Source organism: Streptomyces sp. NRRL B-24484 (assembly GCF_000717715.1).
Taxonomy (GTDB): domain Bacteria; phylum Actinomycetota; class Actinomycetes; order Streptomycetales; family Streptomycetaceae; genus Kitasatospora.
This window is the reverse complement of the sequence record NZ_JOAI01000051.1, coordinates 100,202-116,529: the sequence shown is the minus strand read 5'-3', so window position 1 is coordinate 116,529 and position 16,328 is coordinate 100,202. Positions and strand designations below refer to the sequence as shown.

11 protein-coding genes are annotated in these 16,328 nt (G+C 75.3%); 5 read left to right on the top strand and 6 right to left on the bottom strand.

Features of this window, described 5'->3' with window-relative positions; translation table 11 throughout:
• Positions 1-98 precede the first annotated feature (98 nt).
• The 3 genes from IE98_RS0134990 to trpS form a co-directional block, all read right to left on the bottom strand.
• On the bottom strand, positions 99-875 hold the full coding sequence (locus tag IE98_RS0134990; RefSeq protein ID WP_234443796.1) for a nucleoside/nucleotide kinase family protein: 777 nt from the start codon (positions 873-875) through the stop codon (positions 99-101).
• Positions 876-965: 90 nt separating this feature from the next.
• The gene (locus IE98_RS0134985) at positions 966-1,964 is read right to left on the bottom strand and encodes a S66 peptidase family protein (RefSeq protein ID WP_052391402.1); all 999 of its coding nucleotides are present in this window, start codon (positions 1,962-1,964) and stop codon (positions 966-968) included.
• Positions 1,965-2,160: 196 nt separating this feature from the next.
• The gene (trpS, locus tag IE98_RS0134980; protein WP_234443795.1) at positions 2,161-3,174 is read right to left on the bottom strand and encodes a tryptophan--tRNA ligase; all 1,014 of its coding nucleotides are present in this window, start codon (positions 3,172-3,174) and stop codon (positions 2,161-2,163) included.
• A 317-nt stretch (positions 3,175-3,491) separates the two neighbouring features.
• Between trpS and IE98_RS0134975 the strand changes: the two genes are divergently transcribed.
• On the top strand, positions 3,492-4,409 hold the full coding sequence (locus IE98_RS0134975; protein ID WP_159401161.1) for a hypothetical protein: 918 nt from the start codon (positions 3,492-3,494) through the stop codon (positions 4,407-4,409).
• A gap of 33 nt (positions 4,410-4,442) precedes the next feature.
• On the opposite strand, the gene IE98_RS43570 is transcribed toward IE98_RS0134975, so the two are convergent.
• Positions 4,443-5,138: an NUDIX hydrolase gene (locus IE98_RS43570; protein ID WP_078661540.1), complete on the bottom strand. Its 696-nt coding sequence runs from the start codon at positions 5,136-5,138 to the stop codon at positions 4,443-4,445.
• 158 nt (positions 5,139-5,296) lie between these two features.
• Between IE98_RS43570 and IE98_RS0134965 the strand changes: the two genes are divergently transcribed.
• A complete protein-coding gene (locus tag IE98_RS0134965; protein ID WP_030275825.1) occupies positions 5,297-6,181 on the top strand; it encodes an ATP-grasp domain-containing protein in 885 nt (294 codons plus the stop codon).
• Positions 6,182-6,310: 129 nt separating this feature from the next.
• Here the strand turns inward: IE98_RS0134965 and IE98_RS0134960 are convergent, their stop codons facing one another.
• Positions 6,311-10,192, bottom strand: a complete 3,882-nt coding sequence (locus IE98_RS0134960; protein ID WP_078661539.1) for an ABC transporter ATP-binding protein — start codon at positions 10,190-10,192, stop codon at positions 6,311-6,313.
• Between the two features lie 243 nt (positions 10,193-10,435).
• A complete protein-coding gene (locus IE98_RS0134955; RefSeq protein ID WP_030275823.1) occupies positions 10,436-11,089 on the bottom strand; it encodes a TetR/AcrR family transcriptional regulator in 654 nt (217 codons plus the stop codon).
• Positions 11,090-11,218: 129 nt separating this feature from the next.
• On the opposite strand from IE98_RS0134955, the gene IE98_RS0134950 reads away from it, so the two are divergent.
• The 3 genes from IE98_RS0134950 to IE98_RS0134940 all read left to right on the top strand — a co-directional run bounded on the left by IE98_RS0134950 (position 11,219) and on the right by IE98_RS0134940 (position 16,293).
• Positions 11,219-12,940, top strand: a complete 1,722-nt coding sequence (locus tag IE98_RS0134950; RefSeq protein WP_078661538.1) for a carboxyl transferase domain-containing protein — start codon at positions 11,219-11,221, stop codon at positions 12,938-12,940.
• A gap of 159 nt (positions 12,941-13,099) precedes the next feature.
• Positions 13,100-15,301 (top strand): acetyl/propionyl/methylcrotonyl-CoA carboxylase subunit alpha, encoded by a 2,202-nt coding sequence (locus IE98_RS0134945; RefSeq protein WP_030275821.1) that lies wholly within the window; start codon positions 13,100-13,102, stop codon positions 15,299-15,301.
• On the top strand, positions 15,298-16,293 hold the full coding sequence (locus IE98_RS0134940) for a hydroxymethylglutaryl-CoA lyase (protein ID WP_420706252.1): 996 nt from the start codon (positions 15,298-15,300) through the stop codon (positions 16,291-16,293). Before IE98_RS0134945 ends, IE98_RS0134940 begins: the two co-directional genes overlap by 4 nt.
• The last annotated feature ends 35 nt before the right edge of the window (positions 16,294-16,328 follow it).

Below are 16,328 nucleotides of genomic sequence, written 5' to 3'. Positions count from 1 at the left end.
AGACGCGACCCAGCCCGAGCCGGGAAGTGGTGTTTCAAGGGATTGGCCGCTCCGGGACCGTCCGCGCAGACGCGTGTCCGGTGCTCCCTGCCGAGCGACTAGGAAACACTACGCCCATCGGTGGCCGCAGGCAAATCCGGCACGCGGACCAGCCAGCTGCAGGTGGCACGGCCGGCCTTCACGTACTCGCCGTTGGGGTGGTCGTTGGCGGCGATCCGCAGCGTGGCGGCCCTTTGGTCCTGTCCGCCGCCGGTGTGCCGCTCGATCAGGCGGCGGTGCCGGAGGTCGTCGTCGGCGTCGATGTACCAGAGCTCGCGGCACAGCGCCCGGACGTCCGACCACGGGGCGTCGGGAGCGGCGAGGTAGTTGCCCTCGGTCACGACGAGGCGGGTGTGCGGCCTGATGACGTGGCGGGCGGCGACGGGCTCGTCGAGGGCCCGGTCGAAGTCCGGCACGTAGATGTCGCGGAACCGCTCGGCGGTGACCCGGCGGAGCAGCGCGAGGTAGCCCTCCGAGTCGAAGGTCTCGGGGGCGCCCTTGCGGGCCCGCAGACCGAGGCGGTCGAGCTGGGCGTTGGCAAGGTGGAATCCGTCGAGCGGGAGGTAGGCGGCGGAGTCCGGGCCTTCCCGGCGGGCGACCTCCTCCACCAGGTGTCGGGCGAGGGTCGACTTCCCCGCTGCGGGAGGCCCGGCGAGACCGAGGATCACGCGCCCGCTGCCGCTGCCGGGGCCGCGGAGCAGACCGAGGGCCCGCGTGACCAGTGCTTCCGGCGCCACCACCTCGGGGAGATCGGCGGCAGGAGCGGACTCCCGGGGGCGGTCTCCCCCCGTCCGGCCGTTCTCCGACGTGTGGCCCCCGTGTACGTCAACGTGCATGGGCGCACCCTAATCGGCCGGAGCCCGCAGAGCACCGAACCGCCGGCGGGCGGGCCGCTGCCACCAGCCCGGCGCGGCGCGGCGGCGTGCTCAGGCGGCTGCCCCCTCGACCGCCGTGTCGCCGAACACCGGTTCGTCGAGGGTGAGGGTGCCGGAATCCGCGTCCAGGACGGCGGGCACGCCCAGGGGGACGGTGAGGCTGCTGGGGCCGTGGCCGAATCCGAGCTCCCAGATCACCGGGACGCCGAGCGGTGCGAGCCGGTCGAGCATGACCTCGCGGACGAGCTCGGGCGGGCCGCAGCCCTCCCAGGAGCCGAGTGCGATGCCCGCGACGCCCTCCAGCGCGCCGGACCGGAGCAGCTGGGTCAGGGTGCGGTCGAGCCGGTAGGGCTGTTCGTTGACGTCCTCCAGCAGCAGGACGGTGCCGGCGAAGGAACGGCGGGCCGTCCGGCTGCCGCGGTCGGTGGCGAGCAGGGAGGCGCAGCCGCCGGCGGTGGTCCCGGCGGCTCGGCCGGGGACGAGGGGCTCGGCGGTGGCGGAGGTGAGGACGCGGGTGGTCGTGGGTTCGAAGAGGGTGCGCCGCAGGTGGTCGGCGGTGGCGGGGTCGTCGAGGAAGGCGGCGGCGGTGCCCATCGGCCCGTAGAGGGTGGGTACGCCGAGGCGGAGGTCGACCGTCTCGTGGAGCACGGTGATGTCGCTGAAGCCGACGAGGATCTTGGGCGGCGCGGCGCGCAGGGCGTCCCAGTCGACGAGGTCGACCATCCGTTGGACGCCGTAGCCGCCCCGGGCGCAGACGACGGCCGAGGTGCGGGGGTCGAGCCAGGCCCGCTGGAAGTCAGCGGCCCGGTCGGCATCGGTGCCGGCGAGGTATCCGTGCACGGGGTGGCGGTCGAGCAGGTGGGCGCCGGGGTCGACGTGCAGGCCCCAGGAGCGGAGCAGAGCGGTGCCCGCGGCGAGGCGCTGCGGGTCGACCGGGCCGCTGGGGGCGACCAGGGCGACGCGGTCGCCGACGGCCAGCCGCCGCGGACGCCGCCGCAAGCCGGGAGCGGCCGGGCCCTGAGCCTGCAGGAGTGGTGCAGGAGTCGGCATCGGCCCGGGGCCGTGACCGTGGCCGTGACCGTGGCCGTGACCGGGATCGTGGCCGGAGTCGTGGCCGTCCGCGGCACCGCCGGTCGTCAGCTGATCCATCGACAGCTCCTTCCCCGTGGTCGCAGGTTCGTCTGCTCACGGTATTCCCCGGTGCGGGGGTGGACCGATCCACCCCCGCACCGGGAATGCCACGGCTTCACACGGTGCCCATCACCTCGCGGACCTCGGCGAGGGTGGCGTCGGCCTCCGCGTTGGCGCGTTCGTTGCCGGCGCGCAGCACGGCGCGGAGGTGCCCGCGGTCGGCGGCGAGTTCGGCACGGCGGGCCCGGTGCGGGCGGAAGTACTCGTTGACGGCCTCGGTGACGAGCTTCTTGAGCTGGGCGGCTCCGCCGTCGCCGATCTCCTCGGCGACGGCCACGGGTGTCCGGTCCTGGCAGAGGGCTGCGAGCTGGAGGAGGCCGGCGACGCCGGGGCGGTGCTCGGGGTCGTAGGTGATGCGGCGGTCGGCGTCGGTGGTCGCGGCGCGGAGCAGACGGGCGGTCTCGTCCTCGGTGGCGCCGAGCGGGACGGAGTTGCCGCGGCTCTTGCTCATCTTGCCGCCGTCGGTGCCGAGCAGCAGCGGGACTGCGGACAGCAGGGCGTCGGGTACCGGGAAGACGGGCGCGCCGTAGCGCTCGTTGAACCGCCGGGCGACGGTGCGGGTGGTCTCCAGGTGCGGGAGCTGGTCCTGGCCGACGGGGACGAGGTCGGCCTTGCAGAAGAGGATGTCCGCGGCCTGGTGGACGGGATAGGTGAACATCAGGCCGCTGACGGTGGAGCGGCCGGAGTGGGCGATCTCGTCCTTGACCGTGGGGTTGCGGCCGAGTTCGGCGACGCTGACCAGGCTGAGGAACGGCACCAGCAGTTGGTTGAGCGCGGGTACGGCGCTGTGCGCGAAGACGGTGGCGCGGTCCGGGTCGACGCCGGCGGCGAGGTAGTCGAGGACGAGGTTCTCGGTGTGCTCGGCGAGGTTCTCGGCCCGGTCGCGGTCGGTGAGGACCTGGTAGTCGGGGACGACGAGGAAGAGTTCGACGCCGAGGCGCTGGAGCTCGACGCGGTTCTGCAGGGTGCCGAAGTAGTGGCCGAGGTGGAGCGGGCCGGTCGGCCGGTCCCCGGTGAGGACGCGGTGCTGCTCGGGGTTGCGGCGGATGCGGTCGACGGTGGTGATCACGGAGGTTCTCCTCGGGTGGCGGGCGGGTGGTGGCACCGTCCGCCGGGCGTCGCCGCCCCGGGGATGGAACGCGCCAGGGCCGCCCGTACGGACGGCCCTGTGGTCATGCGTGAGGGGTGGCCGTCCTAGGACGGCCACCAGTTCAGGCACGGCTGACGCTTCATGGCATCAGGGTACGCGTACGTCCGGCCGTTCCCCGCATCGGTTTTCGGCCGATGCTCCGCCGCGCGGCGCCCGGAGCGCCGGACGGGTGTGTCCGCGGCCGACACATCGTGGACCGCCCTGGCTCCCAAGGGCCGTCTGCGGCAGGATCGTTCGTGCCGCAGACCGAAGGGCCCGCACCCATGACCCCGCTCGACCCGCCAGCCTCCGACCGCTCCTGCGGCGATCCCGTCCCCACGGACGCGACTTCCGGCCACTTCGGGCACCGCGGCTCCGCGGAGCGTCCGGCCGGGGCAGCGGCGACCGCGGTCCCCCGGGCGGCGGACTCCACGGCGGCGGACCCGGGGGCGGTAGTCCCGGAAGCACCGGGGGCGGCAGACGGGGCGGCCGGGGCCGAGCCGGCCGATCCCACCGCGGCGCGGCTGCTGGCGGGGCTGGCGGCCCGGCTGCGCGGGGCGTACGAGTGCGGCACGCACCCGGCCGACCTGGCGACGGCCTGCCACCGGTCGGAGGCGGAGGTGCGCCGGTTGCTGGCGGTGGCCGGGGCCGATCTCGATGCGGCCCGACCGGTGGGCGACGCCCCGGGCACGCCCGGGAGCCCGGTCGGCACCCCCGGCGACGACGGCCGGCAACTGAGACGGGCCCGCCGGCCGGTGCCCTCGCGTCGGCTGCGCCGGCTGCACCCGCGTCCGCCGGAGCGGCAGGAACTGTGGCACCCGGCCGGCGGGGGCGGACTGTCCCGGGAGGGCGGGCCCCTGGGCGGTGGGCCCGGGGACGGGCCGCCGCTCGGCATATTGATCGGCGGTTCGTCGTCGGCGCAGGGTGCCGGAGCGCGGCAGCCCGAGCGGGTCGACGCGAGGCTGGTGCGGGTCGGCGCCGGTACCTGCCTGGTGGTGCTGCCGGCCTGGCGGGAGGCGATCGCCGTGGCCGTGCCGACCGAGCGGCTGCTCGCCTCCACCGGGCTGGCCGCCGAGGAGTTGGCGGGTGCGCGCCTCTCCGTACTGATCAATCCGGAGGCGCTGCACGACCGCGATCTGGGGCTGCACGGCTGGCAGGCGGACCAGCCGCACTGAACCGGTTCGCACCCCCGACGCAGTGACGGGCCATCAGCTGAAGGGTGTCGCGAGCGGCTCGTCCGGGCGACTGTTCGGTGTGCCCTGCGGGACGTGACCCAGGTGCACCGGCCCCACGGCACCGCCGGTTCCCACCCCGTCCATGAGCGTCCCGTCCATGAGCGTCCCGTCGGCACCCGTCGCGGCAGCGCCCGCCCCGGCGGAGACGGCGGCCATCAGTGCCGGCAGTTGCGGCGGCCAGAGCGCGTCGGCGTCGGGCGAGGCGAGTTCCTCGGGGCTCCACCAGCGCCATTCGAGGATGCCGTCGGCCCGGTGCGCCCCGCTGACGTCGCCGACGGGTCCGCGGCGCGGGCCGCTGGCCAGGAAGATGTGCTCGTGCTGGCGGACGGGGATGCCGTGCCAGGTGAAGTCGTGCTCCCAGGTGCACAGCAGGCGGTCGGGCTCGATGTCCGTCCAGCCGGTCTCCTCGTGCAGTTCGCGCAGCGCGCCGGCGGTCGGGGTCTCGCCCTCCTCCAGGCCGCCGCCGGGTGCCGTCCAGTGCACGCCGACCTCGGCGTTGTCGCTGCGGAGCAGGAAGACGGCGCCGTCCGGGGCGAGGACGACCGTGCGGGCCGCGGCCCTCGGCCGGCGCCCGCTCGGCGCACCGTCAGGTCGTGGAACGGGGCGGCCCGGTGGGCGTCCGAGGAGCCGGTCCAGCACGGGGCCCAGGAGTCGTTGCAGCTTCGGCATCGGATCACCGTGGCACGCGCCGCCGGGGGTGTCGACCCGTATTCGCCGCGCCCGCGACCGGTCCCGGCCGGCCGCGGAACGGGTGTCGCCGGCCGGGTACCCGGGTGGCGTGCGCGCAGCGGGGTGTGTGCGGGACGGTCGGCCGTACCCTGTGGGCCATGACCACCCCGGCCGTCCTGCTGCCCGCCGATCCGCTGTCGCCGCGCAGGCCCGACCCGCACTACGTGTGGGAGGCGCAGTTGGTGCGCGACCTCGGCGGTAGCTGCGCGCTGCTCGACCACGACGCGCTGCTCGCGGGCGACGCGGAGGCGGCGGTGCGGCGGGTGCCGTCCGGCGCCGGGCCGCTCTGGTACCGCGGCTGGATGGTGCCGGTGCCGGCGTACCAGGAGCTGGCGCGGGCGCTGGCGGTGCGCGGCGGGGTGCTGCTGACCACGCCGGCCGGGTACGGGGACGCCCATGAACTCCCCGGCTGGTACGGGGTGTTCGAGGGGGCGACGCCGGAGAGCCGCTGGCTGCCGGGGCCTGCGGCGCCGTCCCGGCAGGAGCTCGCCGCGCTGGCGGGGCGTCTCGGCGGCAGCGGGCCGGCGATCGTGAAGGACTACGTGAAGTCCCGCAAGTACGAGTGGGAGGAGGCCTGCTTCGTCCCGGACCTGGCCGACACCGACCGGCTGTGCGCGGTGGTGGCGCGGTTCGTGGAGCTGCAGGACGGTGCCCCGACCGGCGGGATCGTGCTGCGCCGGTACGAGGAGTTCGTGCGGGACGCGCAGGGTCGGGCCGAGGAGGCGCGGGTCTGGTGGGTGGACGGCGAGCCGGTGCTGCGCGGCGCCCACCCGGACGCGGCGCCGGGGCCGGCCCCGCACGCCGACCTGTCGGAGGTCGGGCCGCTGGTGCACACACTGGGCTGCCGGTTCGTCACCACCGATCTGGCGCGGCGGGCGGACGGTTCCGGCTGGCGGGTGGTGGAGGTCGGCGACGGCCAGGTGAGCGACCTGCCGCGGGGCGCCGACGCGGCCTCGCTGTACGCCGCGCTGCTCGCGGTCTGAGTCGGCACGCCGCGCTGCTCGCGGTCCGGCCCGGCACGCCGCGCTGCTCGCGGTCCGGCCCGGTCGGGCACCCCGTCGGCGGCGGAGTGCGCCCCTGCGCACCCGCCCGGGTCCGCAGGGGCGCGGCGGTCAGCCGACAGGGGTGGCCCGGCCGTCGGAGACGAACGCCTGCCACAGCCGGTGGTAGGTGCCGCCCGCGGCGAGGAGTTCGCCGTGGGTGCCGTCCTCGACGATCCGGCCGTGGTCGAGGACGACGATCCGGTCGGCGCGTTCGGCGGTGGTCAGGCGGTGCGCGATGACCAGGGTGGTGCGGCCGCCGCTGAGGCGGTCGGCGGCCTGGTTGACGGCGGCCTCGCTGGCGAGGTCGAGCGCGGCGGTGGCCTCGTCCAGCAGCAGGATGTCGGGGTCGACGAGTTCGGCGCGGGCGAGTGCGACGAGCTGGCGCTGTCCGGCGGAGAGGTTCCGTCCGCGCGGGGCGACCTCGTGGTCGTAGCCGTCGGAGAGGCCGAGGATCATCTCGTGGGCGCCGACCGCGCGGGCCGCGGCCTCGACCTCGGCCCGGGTGGCCCCGGGGCGGCCGTAGGCGATCGCCTCGTGGACGGTGCCGGCGAACAGGTATGCCTCCTGCGGGACGACGCCGAGCCGGTGGCGGTACTGGGAGAGGTCGTAGCCGGTGATGTCGGTGCCGTCGACCCGGACGGTGCCGGCGGTGGCGTCGTAGAACCGGGCGACCAGCTTGACCAGGGTGGACTTGCCGGCGCCGGTCTCGCCGACCAGGGCGACGGTCTGGCCGGCCGGGATGTGCAGGTCGATGCCGGTGAGCACGTTCGGCAGGTCCTCGCCGTCGCCGTTGTAGGCGAAGCCGACGCCGTCGAGCCGGATGTCGCCCTTGAGGCGGGTGACCGGCACGGGCGGGTCGGCCTCGGGGGTGCTGGTCGGGGTGCGCAGCAGTTCGCCGATCCGGCCGAGGCTGACGCTGGCCTGCTGGTAGCCGTCGAACACCTGGGAGAGCTGGTTGACCGGGGCGAAGAACAGGTCGATGTAGAGCAGGTAGGCGACCAGGGCGCCGATGGTGAGGGTGCCGGCGTCGACCCGGGCGGCGCCGGCGATCAGGACGAGCGCGGAGGCGACGCTGGAGAGGAACTGGACGAACGGGAAGTACAGCGAGATGTAGAGCTGGGCCCGGGCGCGGGCGTCCCGGTACTCCAGGCCGCGGGCGACGAAGCGGGCGGTGTTGACGTCCTGCCGGCGGAAGGCCTGGACGATCCGCATGCCGGCGACGTTCTCCTGCAGGTCGGCGTTGACGGTGGAGATCAGGTCCCGGGAGATCTGGTACTGGGTTGTGGACTTGCGGCGGAAGACCAGGGTGGCGACGACCAGCACGGGCAGGACGGCGAAGACCACCAGGGCGAGGCCGGCGTCCAGGATCAGCAGCGCGGCGAAGATCCCGAAGAAGGTGAGCAGGCTGACCACCGCGGTGACGACGCCGGTCTGCAGGAAGGTCGAGATCGAGTCGACGTCGGTGGTCATCCGGGTCATGATCCGGCCGGTGAGCTCGCGCTCGAAGTAGTCCAGGCCGAGCCGGTTCAGGTGCGCGAAGATCTTCAGCCGCAGGGTGTAGAGGACGCGCTCGCCGGTGCGACCGCTGACCCGGGTCTCGGCGCTCTGCACCAGCCAGTCCAGCAGGACGACGACCAGGGCGCCGAGGGCGGCGACCGTGACGCCGGTCATCGCGGCCTTGCTGACGCCGTCGTCGATGCCGTGCCGGATCAGGATCGGCAGGGTGAGGCCGGCGGCGGTGTCCAGGGCGACCAGCAGCAGGGCGAGGGTCAGCGGGCCGCGGAAGGGCGCGAGCAGCCGGCCGAGGTTGAAGCGCATGTCGCCGGCCTCGGCGTCCTCGACCCGGACGTCGGGGGTGTCGGTGGCGGGCCGCAGGGCGGCCACCTTGGCGAGGAGTTCGGTGTCGCCCGCGGGCTTCTTCGCCGCGGTGGCGCCACCGGTGTCGGCGGCCGCGGTGCCGGTCGACCCGGAGCCCTCGGCTTCGGCTCCCGGAGCCCCGGCACCGGAGGCCCCGGCCTCACCCGCGGCCTCGGCGGCGCTGCGGGCCGTGGCGTCGGCGGCGTCCGGGTCGGTGATCAGGGCCCGGTAGAGCGGACACCGGTCGTCGAGCTCGTGGTGGGTGCCGACGTCGACGAGGCGGCCGCGGTCGAGGACGGCGATCCGGTCGGCGAGCTGCAGGGTGGAGCGGCGGTGCGCGATCAGCAGGGTGGTGCGCCCGGCCATGACCGAGCGGAGCGCGTCGAAGATCTCGGCCTCGACCTGCGGGTCGACGGCGGAGGTCGCGTCGTCGAGCAGCAGGATCCGCGGGTCGGTGAGGATGGCGCGGGCCAGGGCGATCCGCTGCCGCTGGCCGCCGGAGAGGGTGAGTCCCTGCTCGCCGACCTTGGTGTCGTAGCCGTCGGGCAGGTCGCGGATGAAGCCGTCGGCCCGGGCTACGCGGGCGGCCGCCTCGATCTGCCGGTCGGTCGCCTCGGGGTGGCCGTACGCGATGTTGGTGCGGACGCTCTCGGAGAAGAGGAAGCTCTCCTCGGGCACGATGCCGACGGTGGCGCGCAGCGAGTCGAGGGTGATGTCGCGCAGGTCGTGGCCGTACAGCCGGACGCTGCCGGCCGTGGGGTCGTAGAAGCGCGGGACGAGCTGGGCGACGGTCGACTTGCCGGAGCCGGAGGCGCCGACCAGGGCGAGGGTCTCGCCGGGCTGGAGGCGCAGGCTGAGGCCGTCCAGGACGGGGACGGCGTCCTCGTGGCCCTCGTAGTGGAAGTCGACGCGGTCGAGTTCCAGGGCGGCGGTGCCGGCGGCGGGCGCGCCGGGCCCGGTGGCGCCGGGGTCGGTGTCGGCGGGCGTGAGCGGCCGGGCGTCGGGGCGCTCCTGGACGTGCGGGCGCTGGTCGATGAGCTGGAGGACGCGCTCCACGCCGGCGCGGGCCTGCTGGCCGACGGTGATGACCATGGCGAGCATCCGCACCGGGCCGGTCATCTGCGCGACGTAGGTGGAGAAGGCGACGAAGGTGCCGAGCGAGACCTCGCCCCGGACGGCCAGCCAGCCGCCGAGGGCGAGCACGGCGACCTGGGCGAGGGCGGGGACGGCCTGCATGGCCGGGGTGTAGCGGCTGTTCAGCCGGATCGAGCGGAGCCGGGCGGCGTACAGGCCGCGGGAGACCTTCTCCAGCTTGGCGCGTTCCTGGGCCTCCTGGCCGAAGCCCTTCACCACCCGGACGCCGCCGACGGCCGCGTCGACCACCCCGGCGACCGCGGCCGCCTCCTGCTGGGCGGCCCAGGTGGCCGGGAAGAGCCGCTTGCGGCTGAGGGCGGCGCACCACCACAGGGCGGGTGCCATCACCAGGGCGATCAGGGTGAGCGGCAGCGAGAGCCAGAGCATGACCGCGAGGGACATGCCGAACATCAGCAGGTAGCCGGTCATCATCGGCAGCATCGAGAGCAGGCCGTTGATGAGCTGCAGGTCGGAGGTGGCGCGGCCGACGACCTGGCCGGTGTCGAGGCGGTCCTGGCGGCGGCCGTCGAGCCGGGTCAGCGAGGTGAAGAGGTCCGCCCGCAGGTCGTGCTGGACGTCGAGGGCGAGCTGTCCGCCGTAGTAGCGGCGGATCTGTGCGCAGAGGAAGACCACGGCCGCGGCGAGCAGCAGCACGACGGCCCAGGGGGCGAGCGGGCGGGTGTGCGCGGTGATGACGTCGTCGATGATCAGCTTGGTGATCAGCGGGACGACGGCGCTGACGGCCATGCCGACGAGCGAGGCGCCGAAGGCGAGCAGCACGTTCTTGCGGTAGCGCCAGGAGTAGCCGCCCAGTCTGCGCAGCCAGCGGGACTCGTCCGGGGTGCCGGGGCTCCGCGGCGCTCCGGACCGGCGGCGGCGCAGGGGCGTCTGGCCGGACCGGCTGCTCTGAGGGTCGGCGTCCCGGGAAATCTCCGCAGTAGAACCATGAGTCTCAGGCATATTTAGGGATACTAACCATTCGGCTCGACCGCCGTCCATCGCGTTTCGACGGACGCCCGGGAGGCTCAACGACGAGGGGTCCGCGAAACCTTCCCGCCTCTTCCCAGGGTCGCCGATCCACCCGCCCGGACGCACGGTCCGCCGGACCGGCCGGCCCTCCGGCGCTGGTCCTACGCCCGGATGCGCGGTCGGCCAGGGGGCCGGGCCCGGGGTCGACCCCGGGGGCAGCGCGGGAAGCAGCCCCTACGCCGCCGCCGCGGCGGCGCCGGCCGCGGCCGCGGCGAAGGCGCCCTGGGCGAGGCTGTGGAGCAGGGCGGCCATCGCGTCACGGGGCAGCCCGGAGCGGTCCGCCTGGCCGGAGGCCGGGGCGGCGCTGTGCGGGGTGGAGTTGAGCAGGCCGAACACCGCGTGGACGGCGGCCCGGGCGAGCGGCTCGTTGCCGGGCTCGGCGAGCGCCGGGAAGGCCTCGCGGACGACGCCGACCCACAGCTCGACGTAGCCGCGCTGCAGCCGGCGGACCCGGCGGCGGTCCTCCTCCTTCAGATGGAGCAGTTCCCGGTCGTGCAGGATGATCAGGTCGCGGTCGTCCAGGGCGAAGTCCACGTGGCCGCCGATCAGGGCGTCCAGCGCCCCGGCGGGCCCCCGGGCGCCGTCGGCCTCGCCGGCCCGGCGCCGCCCCTCCTCCAGCAGGCGTTCGCTGATGCCGATCAACAGGTCGGCGAGCATCGCGTCCTTGCCGGCGAAGTGCCGGTACAGGCCGGGGCCGCTGATGCCGACGGCCTTGCCGATCTCGTCCACACCGACGCCCAGGAAGCCGCGGGCGGCGAAGAGCCGCGCGGCCTCCTTGCGGATCTGGTCGCGGCGTGGGAGCGCGGAGGCTGCTGGCACGTTCGGCATGCTGCCCATCGTAGACAGCCGCGTTATCGGCGGTTAACCTGGCCGCAGGAGTTAACGCTCATTAACCTTCGGGCGGCGGACCATCCCTCCGCACGTCCACTCGGCTCCGAGGGCAAGGGAGCTCTTGGGATGGTCCTCTCATCCATTGGATCCGCCGTCGGCCCGGCGGCCGGCCCGTTCACCGGCCCGGCCGCCGGCACCGACCCGCGGCACGCCGTTCCGGGTGCCGCCGCCGCACCGGCGCCGCGGCTGGAGTCCGCCGCGGACCCCGGCTCCGCGGCCTACCGCGCCAACGAGGTCGCCCACCGGGAGCTGGTCGACGAGCTGCGCAGCAAGCTCGCGGCGGCCGCGCTGGGCGGCGGGGCGAAGGCCCGCGACCGGCACACGGCGCGCGGCAAGCTGCTGCCGCGGGACCGCGTGGACACCCTGCTCGACCCGGGCTCCCCCTTCCTGGAGCTGTGCCCGCTCGCCGCCGACGGCCTGTACGACGGCGCTGCCCCGGCGGCCGGCGTGATCGCCGGCATCGGCCGGGTGGCCGGCCGCGAGGTCGTGGTGGTCGCCAACGACGCCACCGTCAAGGGCGGCACCTACTACCCGATGACGGTGAAGAAGCACCTCCGCGCGCAGGAGGTGGCCCTGGAGAACCGGCTGCCCTGCGTCTACCTCGTCGACTCGGGCGGCGCCTTCCTGCCGATGCAGGACGAGGTCTTCCCCGACCGGGACCACTTCGGCCGGATCTTCTACAACCAGGCCCGGCTGTCCGCCGCGGGCATCCCGCAGATCGCCGCGGTGCTGGGCTCCTGCACGGCCGGCGGCGCGTACGTGCCCGCCATGAGCGACCAGGCCGTGATCGTCCGCAACCAGGGCACGATCTTCCTCGGCGGCCCGCCGCTGGTGAAGGCGGCGACCGGCGAGGTGGTCACCGCCGAGGAGCTGGGCGGCGGCGACCTGCACTCCAGGACCTCGGGCGTCACCGACCACCTGGCCGAGGACGACGCGCACGCGCTGTCGATCGTCCGCACCATCGTCGCCGGGCTCGGCCCGCGCAGCCCGAAGCCGTGGCCGCTCGCCCCGGTGGAGGCGCCCGTGGTGGACCCGGCCGGCCTGTACGGCGCGGTGCCGGTCGACCCGCGCACCCCGTACGACGTGCGCGAGGTGATCGCCCGGCTGGTCGACGGCAGCCGCTTCGCCGAGTTCAAGGCCGAGTACGGGCCCACCCTGGTCACCGGCTTCGCCCGGATCCACGGCCACCAGGTCGGCATCGTCGCCAACAACGGCGTGCTCTTCGCCGAGTCCGCGCTCAAGGGCGCGCACTTCGTCGAGCTGTGCGACCAGCGCGGCATCCCGCTGCTCTTCCTGCAGAACATCACCGGCTTCATGGTCGGCCGGCAGTACGAGGCGGGCGGGATCGCCAAGCACGGCGCCAAGATGGTGACGGCCGTGGCCTGCACCCGGGTGCCCAAGCTGACCGTCGTCATCGGCGGCTCGTACGGCGCCGGCAACTACTCGATGTGCGGCCGGGCCTACTCGCCGCGCTTCCTGTGGATGTGGCCGGGCGCCAAGATCTCCGTGATGGGCGGCGAGCAGGCGGCCTCCGTCCTCGCCACCGTGCGCCGGGACCAGTTCGAGGCGCAGGGCCAGGACTGGCCGGTCGAGGCGGAGGAGGAGTTCAAGCGCCCCGTCCGCGAGCAGTACGAGCGGCAGGGCAACGCCTACTACGCCACCGCCCGGCTCTGGGACGACGGCGTGATCGACCCGATGGAGACCCGGACCGTCCTCGGTCTGGCGCTCACCGCCTGCGCCAACGCCCCGCTCGCCGAGCCCCGCCCGTACGGCGTCTTCCGCATGTGACCGGTCGGGCCGGGCGGACACCCGCCGCCCGGCCCGACCCGACCCGGCCCCCGCCGCGCACCCCGCGGCACCGCACCCGCCGCACCGCCGCACCCGCGCCGCCCGGCCCGCCACCGCCGCACCGGCAGCGCCGTCCCCCGACTCGGAGGAAGACCTCCCATGTTCGACACCGTTCTGGTCGCCAACCGGGGTGAGATCGCCCTCCGGGTGATCCGCACCCTGCGGCGGCTCGGCATCCGCTCCGTCGCCGTGCACAGCGACGCCGACGCCGGCGCCCCGCACGTCCGCGAGGCCGACCTCGCCGTCCGGCTCGGCCCGGAGGGGCGCAGCGACAGCTCGGCGGCCGAGACCTACCTGCGGACCGACCTGCTGCTGGAGGCCGCCCGCCGCACCGGCGCGCAGGCCGTGCACCCCGGGTACGGCTTCCTCGCCGAGAACCCCGGGTTCGCCCGGGCGTGCGCCGAGGCCGGCCTGGCCTTCATCGGGCCGCCGCCGGCCGCGGTCGAGCTGATGGGCGACAAGATCAACGCCAAGGAGGCCGTCCGGGTCGCCGGCGTGCCGGTGGTGCCCGGCAGCAGCGGCGGCTCGCCGAGCGACGCCGAGCTGGTCGCGGCCGCCGAGGAGATCGGCTACCCGGTGCTGCTGAAGCCGTCCGCCGGTGGTGGCGGCAAGGGCATGCGGCTGGTCCGCGACCCCGCCGAGCTGCCGGCCGAGATCGACGCGGCGCGGCGCGTGGCGCGGACCGCGTTCGGCGACGACACCCTGCTGCTGGAGCGCTGGGTGGACCGGCCGCGCCACATCGAGGTGCAGGTGCTCGCGGACGCCCGCGGCACCACGGTGCACCTCGGCGAGCGCGAGTGCAGCCTGCAGCGCCGCCACCAGAAGCTGATCGAGGAGGCGCCCTCCGTCCTCCTCAACGAGGAGACCCGGGCGGCCATGGGCGCGGCGGCCGTGCGGGCCGCCGAGGCCTGCGGCTACACCGGCGCCGGCACGGTCGAGTTCATCGTGCCGGGCCTGGAGCCGGGCGCGGAGGTCCCCGAGGGCGTCCTGGACTTCTTCTTCATGGAGATGAACACCCGCCTGCAGGTGGAGCACCCCGTCACCGAGCTGGCGATCGCGGTGCGCGGCGGCGGCGCGGAGCCGCAGCGGCTCGACCTCGTCGAGTGGCAGCTGCGGGTGGCGGCCGGCGAGGCGCTGCCCTTCGGCCAGGACGACGTCTCCTTCCAGGGCCACGCGATCGAAGCGCGGATCTGCGCCGAGGACCCGGACCGCGACTTCCTGCCGACCGGCGGCCGCATCCTGCGGCTGGACGAGCCGGCCGGCGAGGGCGTCCGGGTGGACTCCGGCGTGGCCGCGGGCACCGAGGTCGGCAGCCTCTACGACCCGATGCTCGCCAAGGTGATCGCGTACGGGCCGGACCGCGCGACCGCGCTGCGCCGGCTGCGGGCGGCGCTGGCCGACACCCGGATCCTGGGCGTCACCACCAACACCGGCTTCCTGCGGCGGCTGCTGGCCCACCCCGACGTGGTGGCGGGCCGGCTCGACACCGGGCTGGTGGAGCGGACCGCTCAGCAGACCCCCGTCCTGCTGAGCTCCCCCTACACCCGCACCGGTGCCGACGCCGTGACCCCGCCGAACGGGGACACCGCGGACCTGCTGCCGATCGCCGCGGCGGTCGCCCGGCAGCTGGACCTGGGCCCGGCCGTCGCCCCGGACGGCTGGACCGACCCCTTCTCCGTCCCCTCCGGCTGGCGGCTGGGCGGCGGCGCCGCGTGGACGGCCCACCGTCTGCGGCTCGCCGGCCAGGAGCCGGTCACCGTCCGGGTGCGGCCGACCGCACCCGGCGCGGTGGCCGAGGCCGCCGGCGACACCGCCCCCGGCACCACCGCCCTGCAGGTGCAGGTCGGCGACGGACCGGTGCGGCGGGCCACGGCCCACCGCTCCGGCGGCCGCCTGCAGGTCTCCCTCGACGGCCTGCAGACGACGTTCGCACACACCACTGACAACGGGCCCGCGGGCCGCGTCGACTGGCTCGCCGTGGACGGCGACGCCTGGGCGGTGCACGTGTACGACCCGGTGGCGGACCGCGCCACCGCGGGCGGGGCCCATCACGGCGCGCTGACCGCGCCGATGCCGGGCACCGTCACCGTGGTCAAGGCCGCGGCCGGCGAGCGGGTGACCCGCGGTCAGACCCTGCTGGTCCTGGAGGCCATGAAGATGGAACACGTGATCGCGGCGCCGCACGACGGCACCGTCAGCGAGCTGCGGGCGACCGCCGGCGCGACCGTCGCCATGGACGAACTGCTGGCCGTGGTCGCACCGGTCGAGGGCGACGGCGAGAACGCCGGGGTGGCCTCGTGACCGCCGGGCAGGACGGGACGGCGGCGGAGCCCGGCGTGCTGGAGCTGGGCCTGCCGGACCCGGTGCGCGACCCGTCGCTGCCGGCCCGGGTGCGGATCCACGAGGTCGGCGCGCGGGACGGTCTGCAGAACGAGAGCGGGCTCGTCCCGGTCGAGGTGAAGGCCGAGTTCGTCGCCCGGCTGGCCGCCGCCGGCCTGCGCACGGTGGAGGCGACCAGCTTCGTCCACCCGAAGTGGGTGCCGCAGCTGGCCGACGCCGAGGAGCTGATGCCCCGGCTGTCCGGCCTGGCCGGGCAGTACCCGGGCCTGCGGCTGCCGGTGCTGGTGCCGAACGAGCGCGGTCTGGACCGGGCGCTCGCGCACGGCGCGGCGGAGGTCGCGGTCTTCGCCAGCGCCACCGAGACCTTCGCCCGGCGCAACCTCAACCGTTCCGCCGACGAGGCCATGGCGATGTTCCGGCCCGTGGTGGCCCGCGCCACGGCCGCCGGCGTGCCCGTCCGCGGCTACCTCTCCATGTGCTTCGGCGACCCGTGGGAGGGCCCCGTCCCGGCCGCGCAGGTGATCGGCCACGGGCTGCGCCTGCTGGAGATGGGCTGCGCCGAGCTGAGCCTCGGCGACACCATCGGCACCGCCACCCCCGGCCAGGTCACCGCGCTGCTGACCGGCTTCGCCGAGGCCGGGGTGCCGATGGACCGGCTCGCCGTGCACTTCCACGACACCTACGGCCAGGCGCTGGCCAACACGCTCGCCGCGCTGCGCTGCGGCGTGACCGTGGTGGACGCCTCGGCCGGCGGCCTCGGCGGCTGCCCGTACGCCAAGAGCGCCACCGGCAACCTGGCCACCGAGGACCTGGTGTGGATGCTCCACGGCCTCGGCATCGAGACCGGCGTCGACCTGGCCGCCCTCGCCGCCACCAGCGGCTGGATGGCCGGGCAGCTCGGACGCCCCAGCCAGTCGCGGACCGTCCGGGCCCTGCTCGGCCCGTCCGCCTGACACACCCCGTCAACACCGTCGTCACCCCGGCCCGA

Bases quoted from the DNA above. Each gene is read 5' to 3' on its own strand.
- IE98_RS0134945 (WP_030275821.1), top strand. From the start codon at position 13,100: ATGTTCGACACCGTTCTGGTCGCCAACCGGGGTGAGATCGCCCTCCGG.
- IE98_RS0134985 (WP_052391402.1), bottom strand. From the start codon at position 1,964: ATGCCGACTCCTGCACCACTCCTGCAGGCTCAGGGCCCGGCCGCTCCC.
- IE98_RS43570 (WP_078661540.1), bottom strand. From the start codon at position 5,138: ATGCCGAAGCTGCAACGACTCCTGGGCCCCGTGCTGGACCGGCTCCTC.
- IE98_RS0134950 (WP_078661538.1), top strand. From the start codon at position 11,219: ATGGTCCTCTCATCCATTGGATCCGCCGTCGGCCCGGCGGCCGGCCCG.
- IE98_RS0134990 (WP_234443796.1), bottom strand. From the start codon at position 875: ATGCACGTTGACGTACACGGGGGCCACACGTCGGAGAACGGCCGGACG.
- IE98_RS0134965 (WP_030275825.1), top strand. From the start codon at position 5,297: ATGACCACCCCGGCCGTCCTGCTGCCCGCCGATCCGCTGTCGCCGCGC.
- IE98_RS0134955 (WP_030275823.1), bottom strand. From the start codon at position 11,089: ATGCCGAACGTGCCAGCAGCCTCCGCGCTCCCACGCCGCGACCAGATC.
- IE98_RS0134960 (WP_078661539.1), bottom strand. From the start codon at position 10,192: ATGCCTGAGACTCATGGTTCTACTGCGGAGATTTCCCGGGACGCCGAC.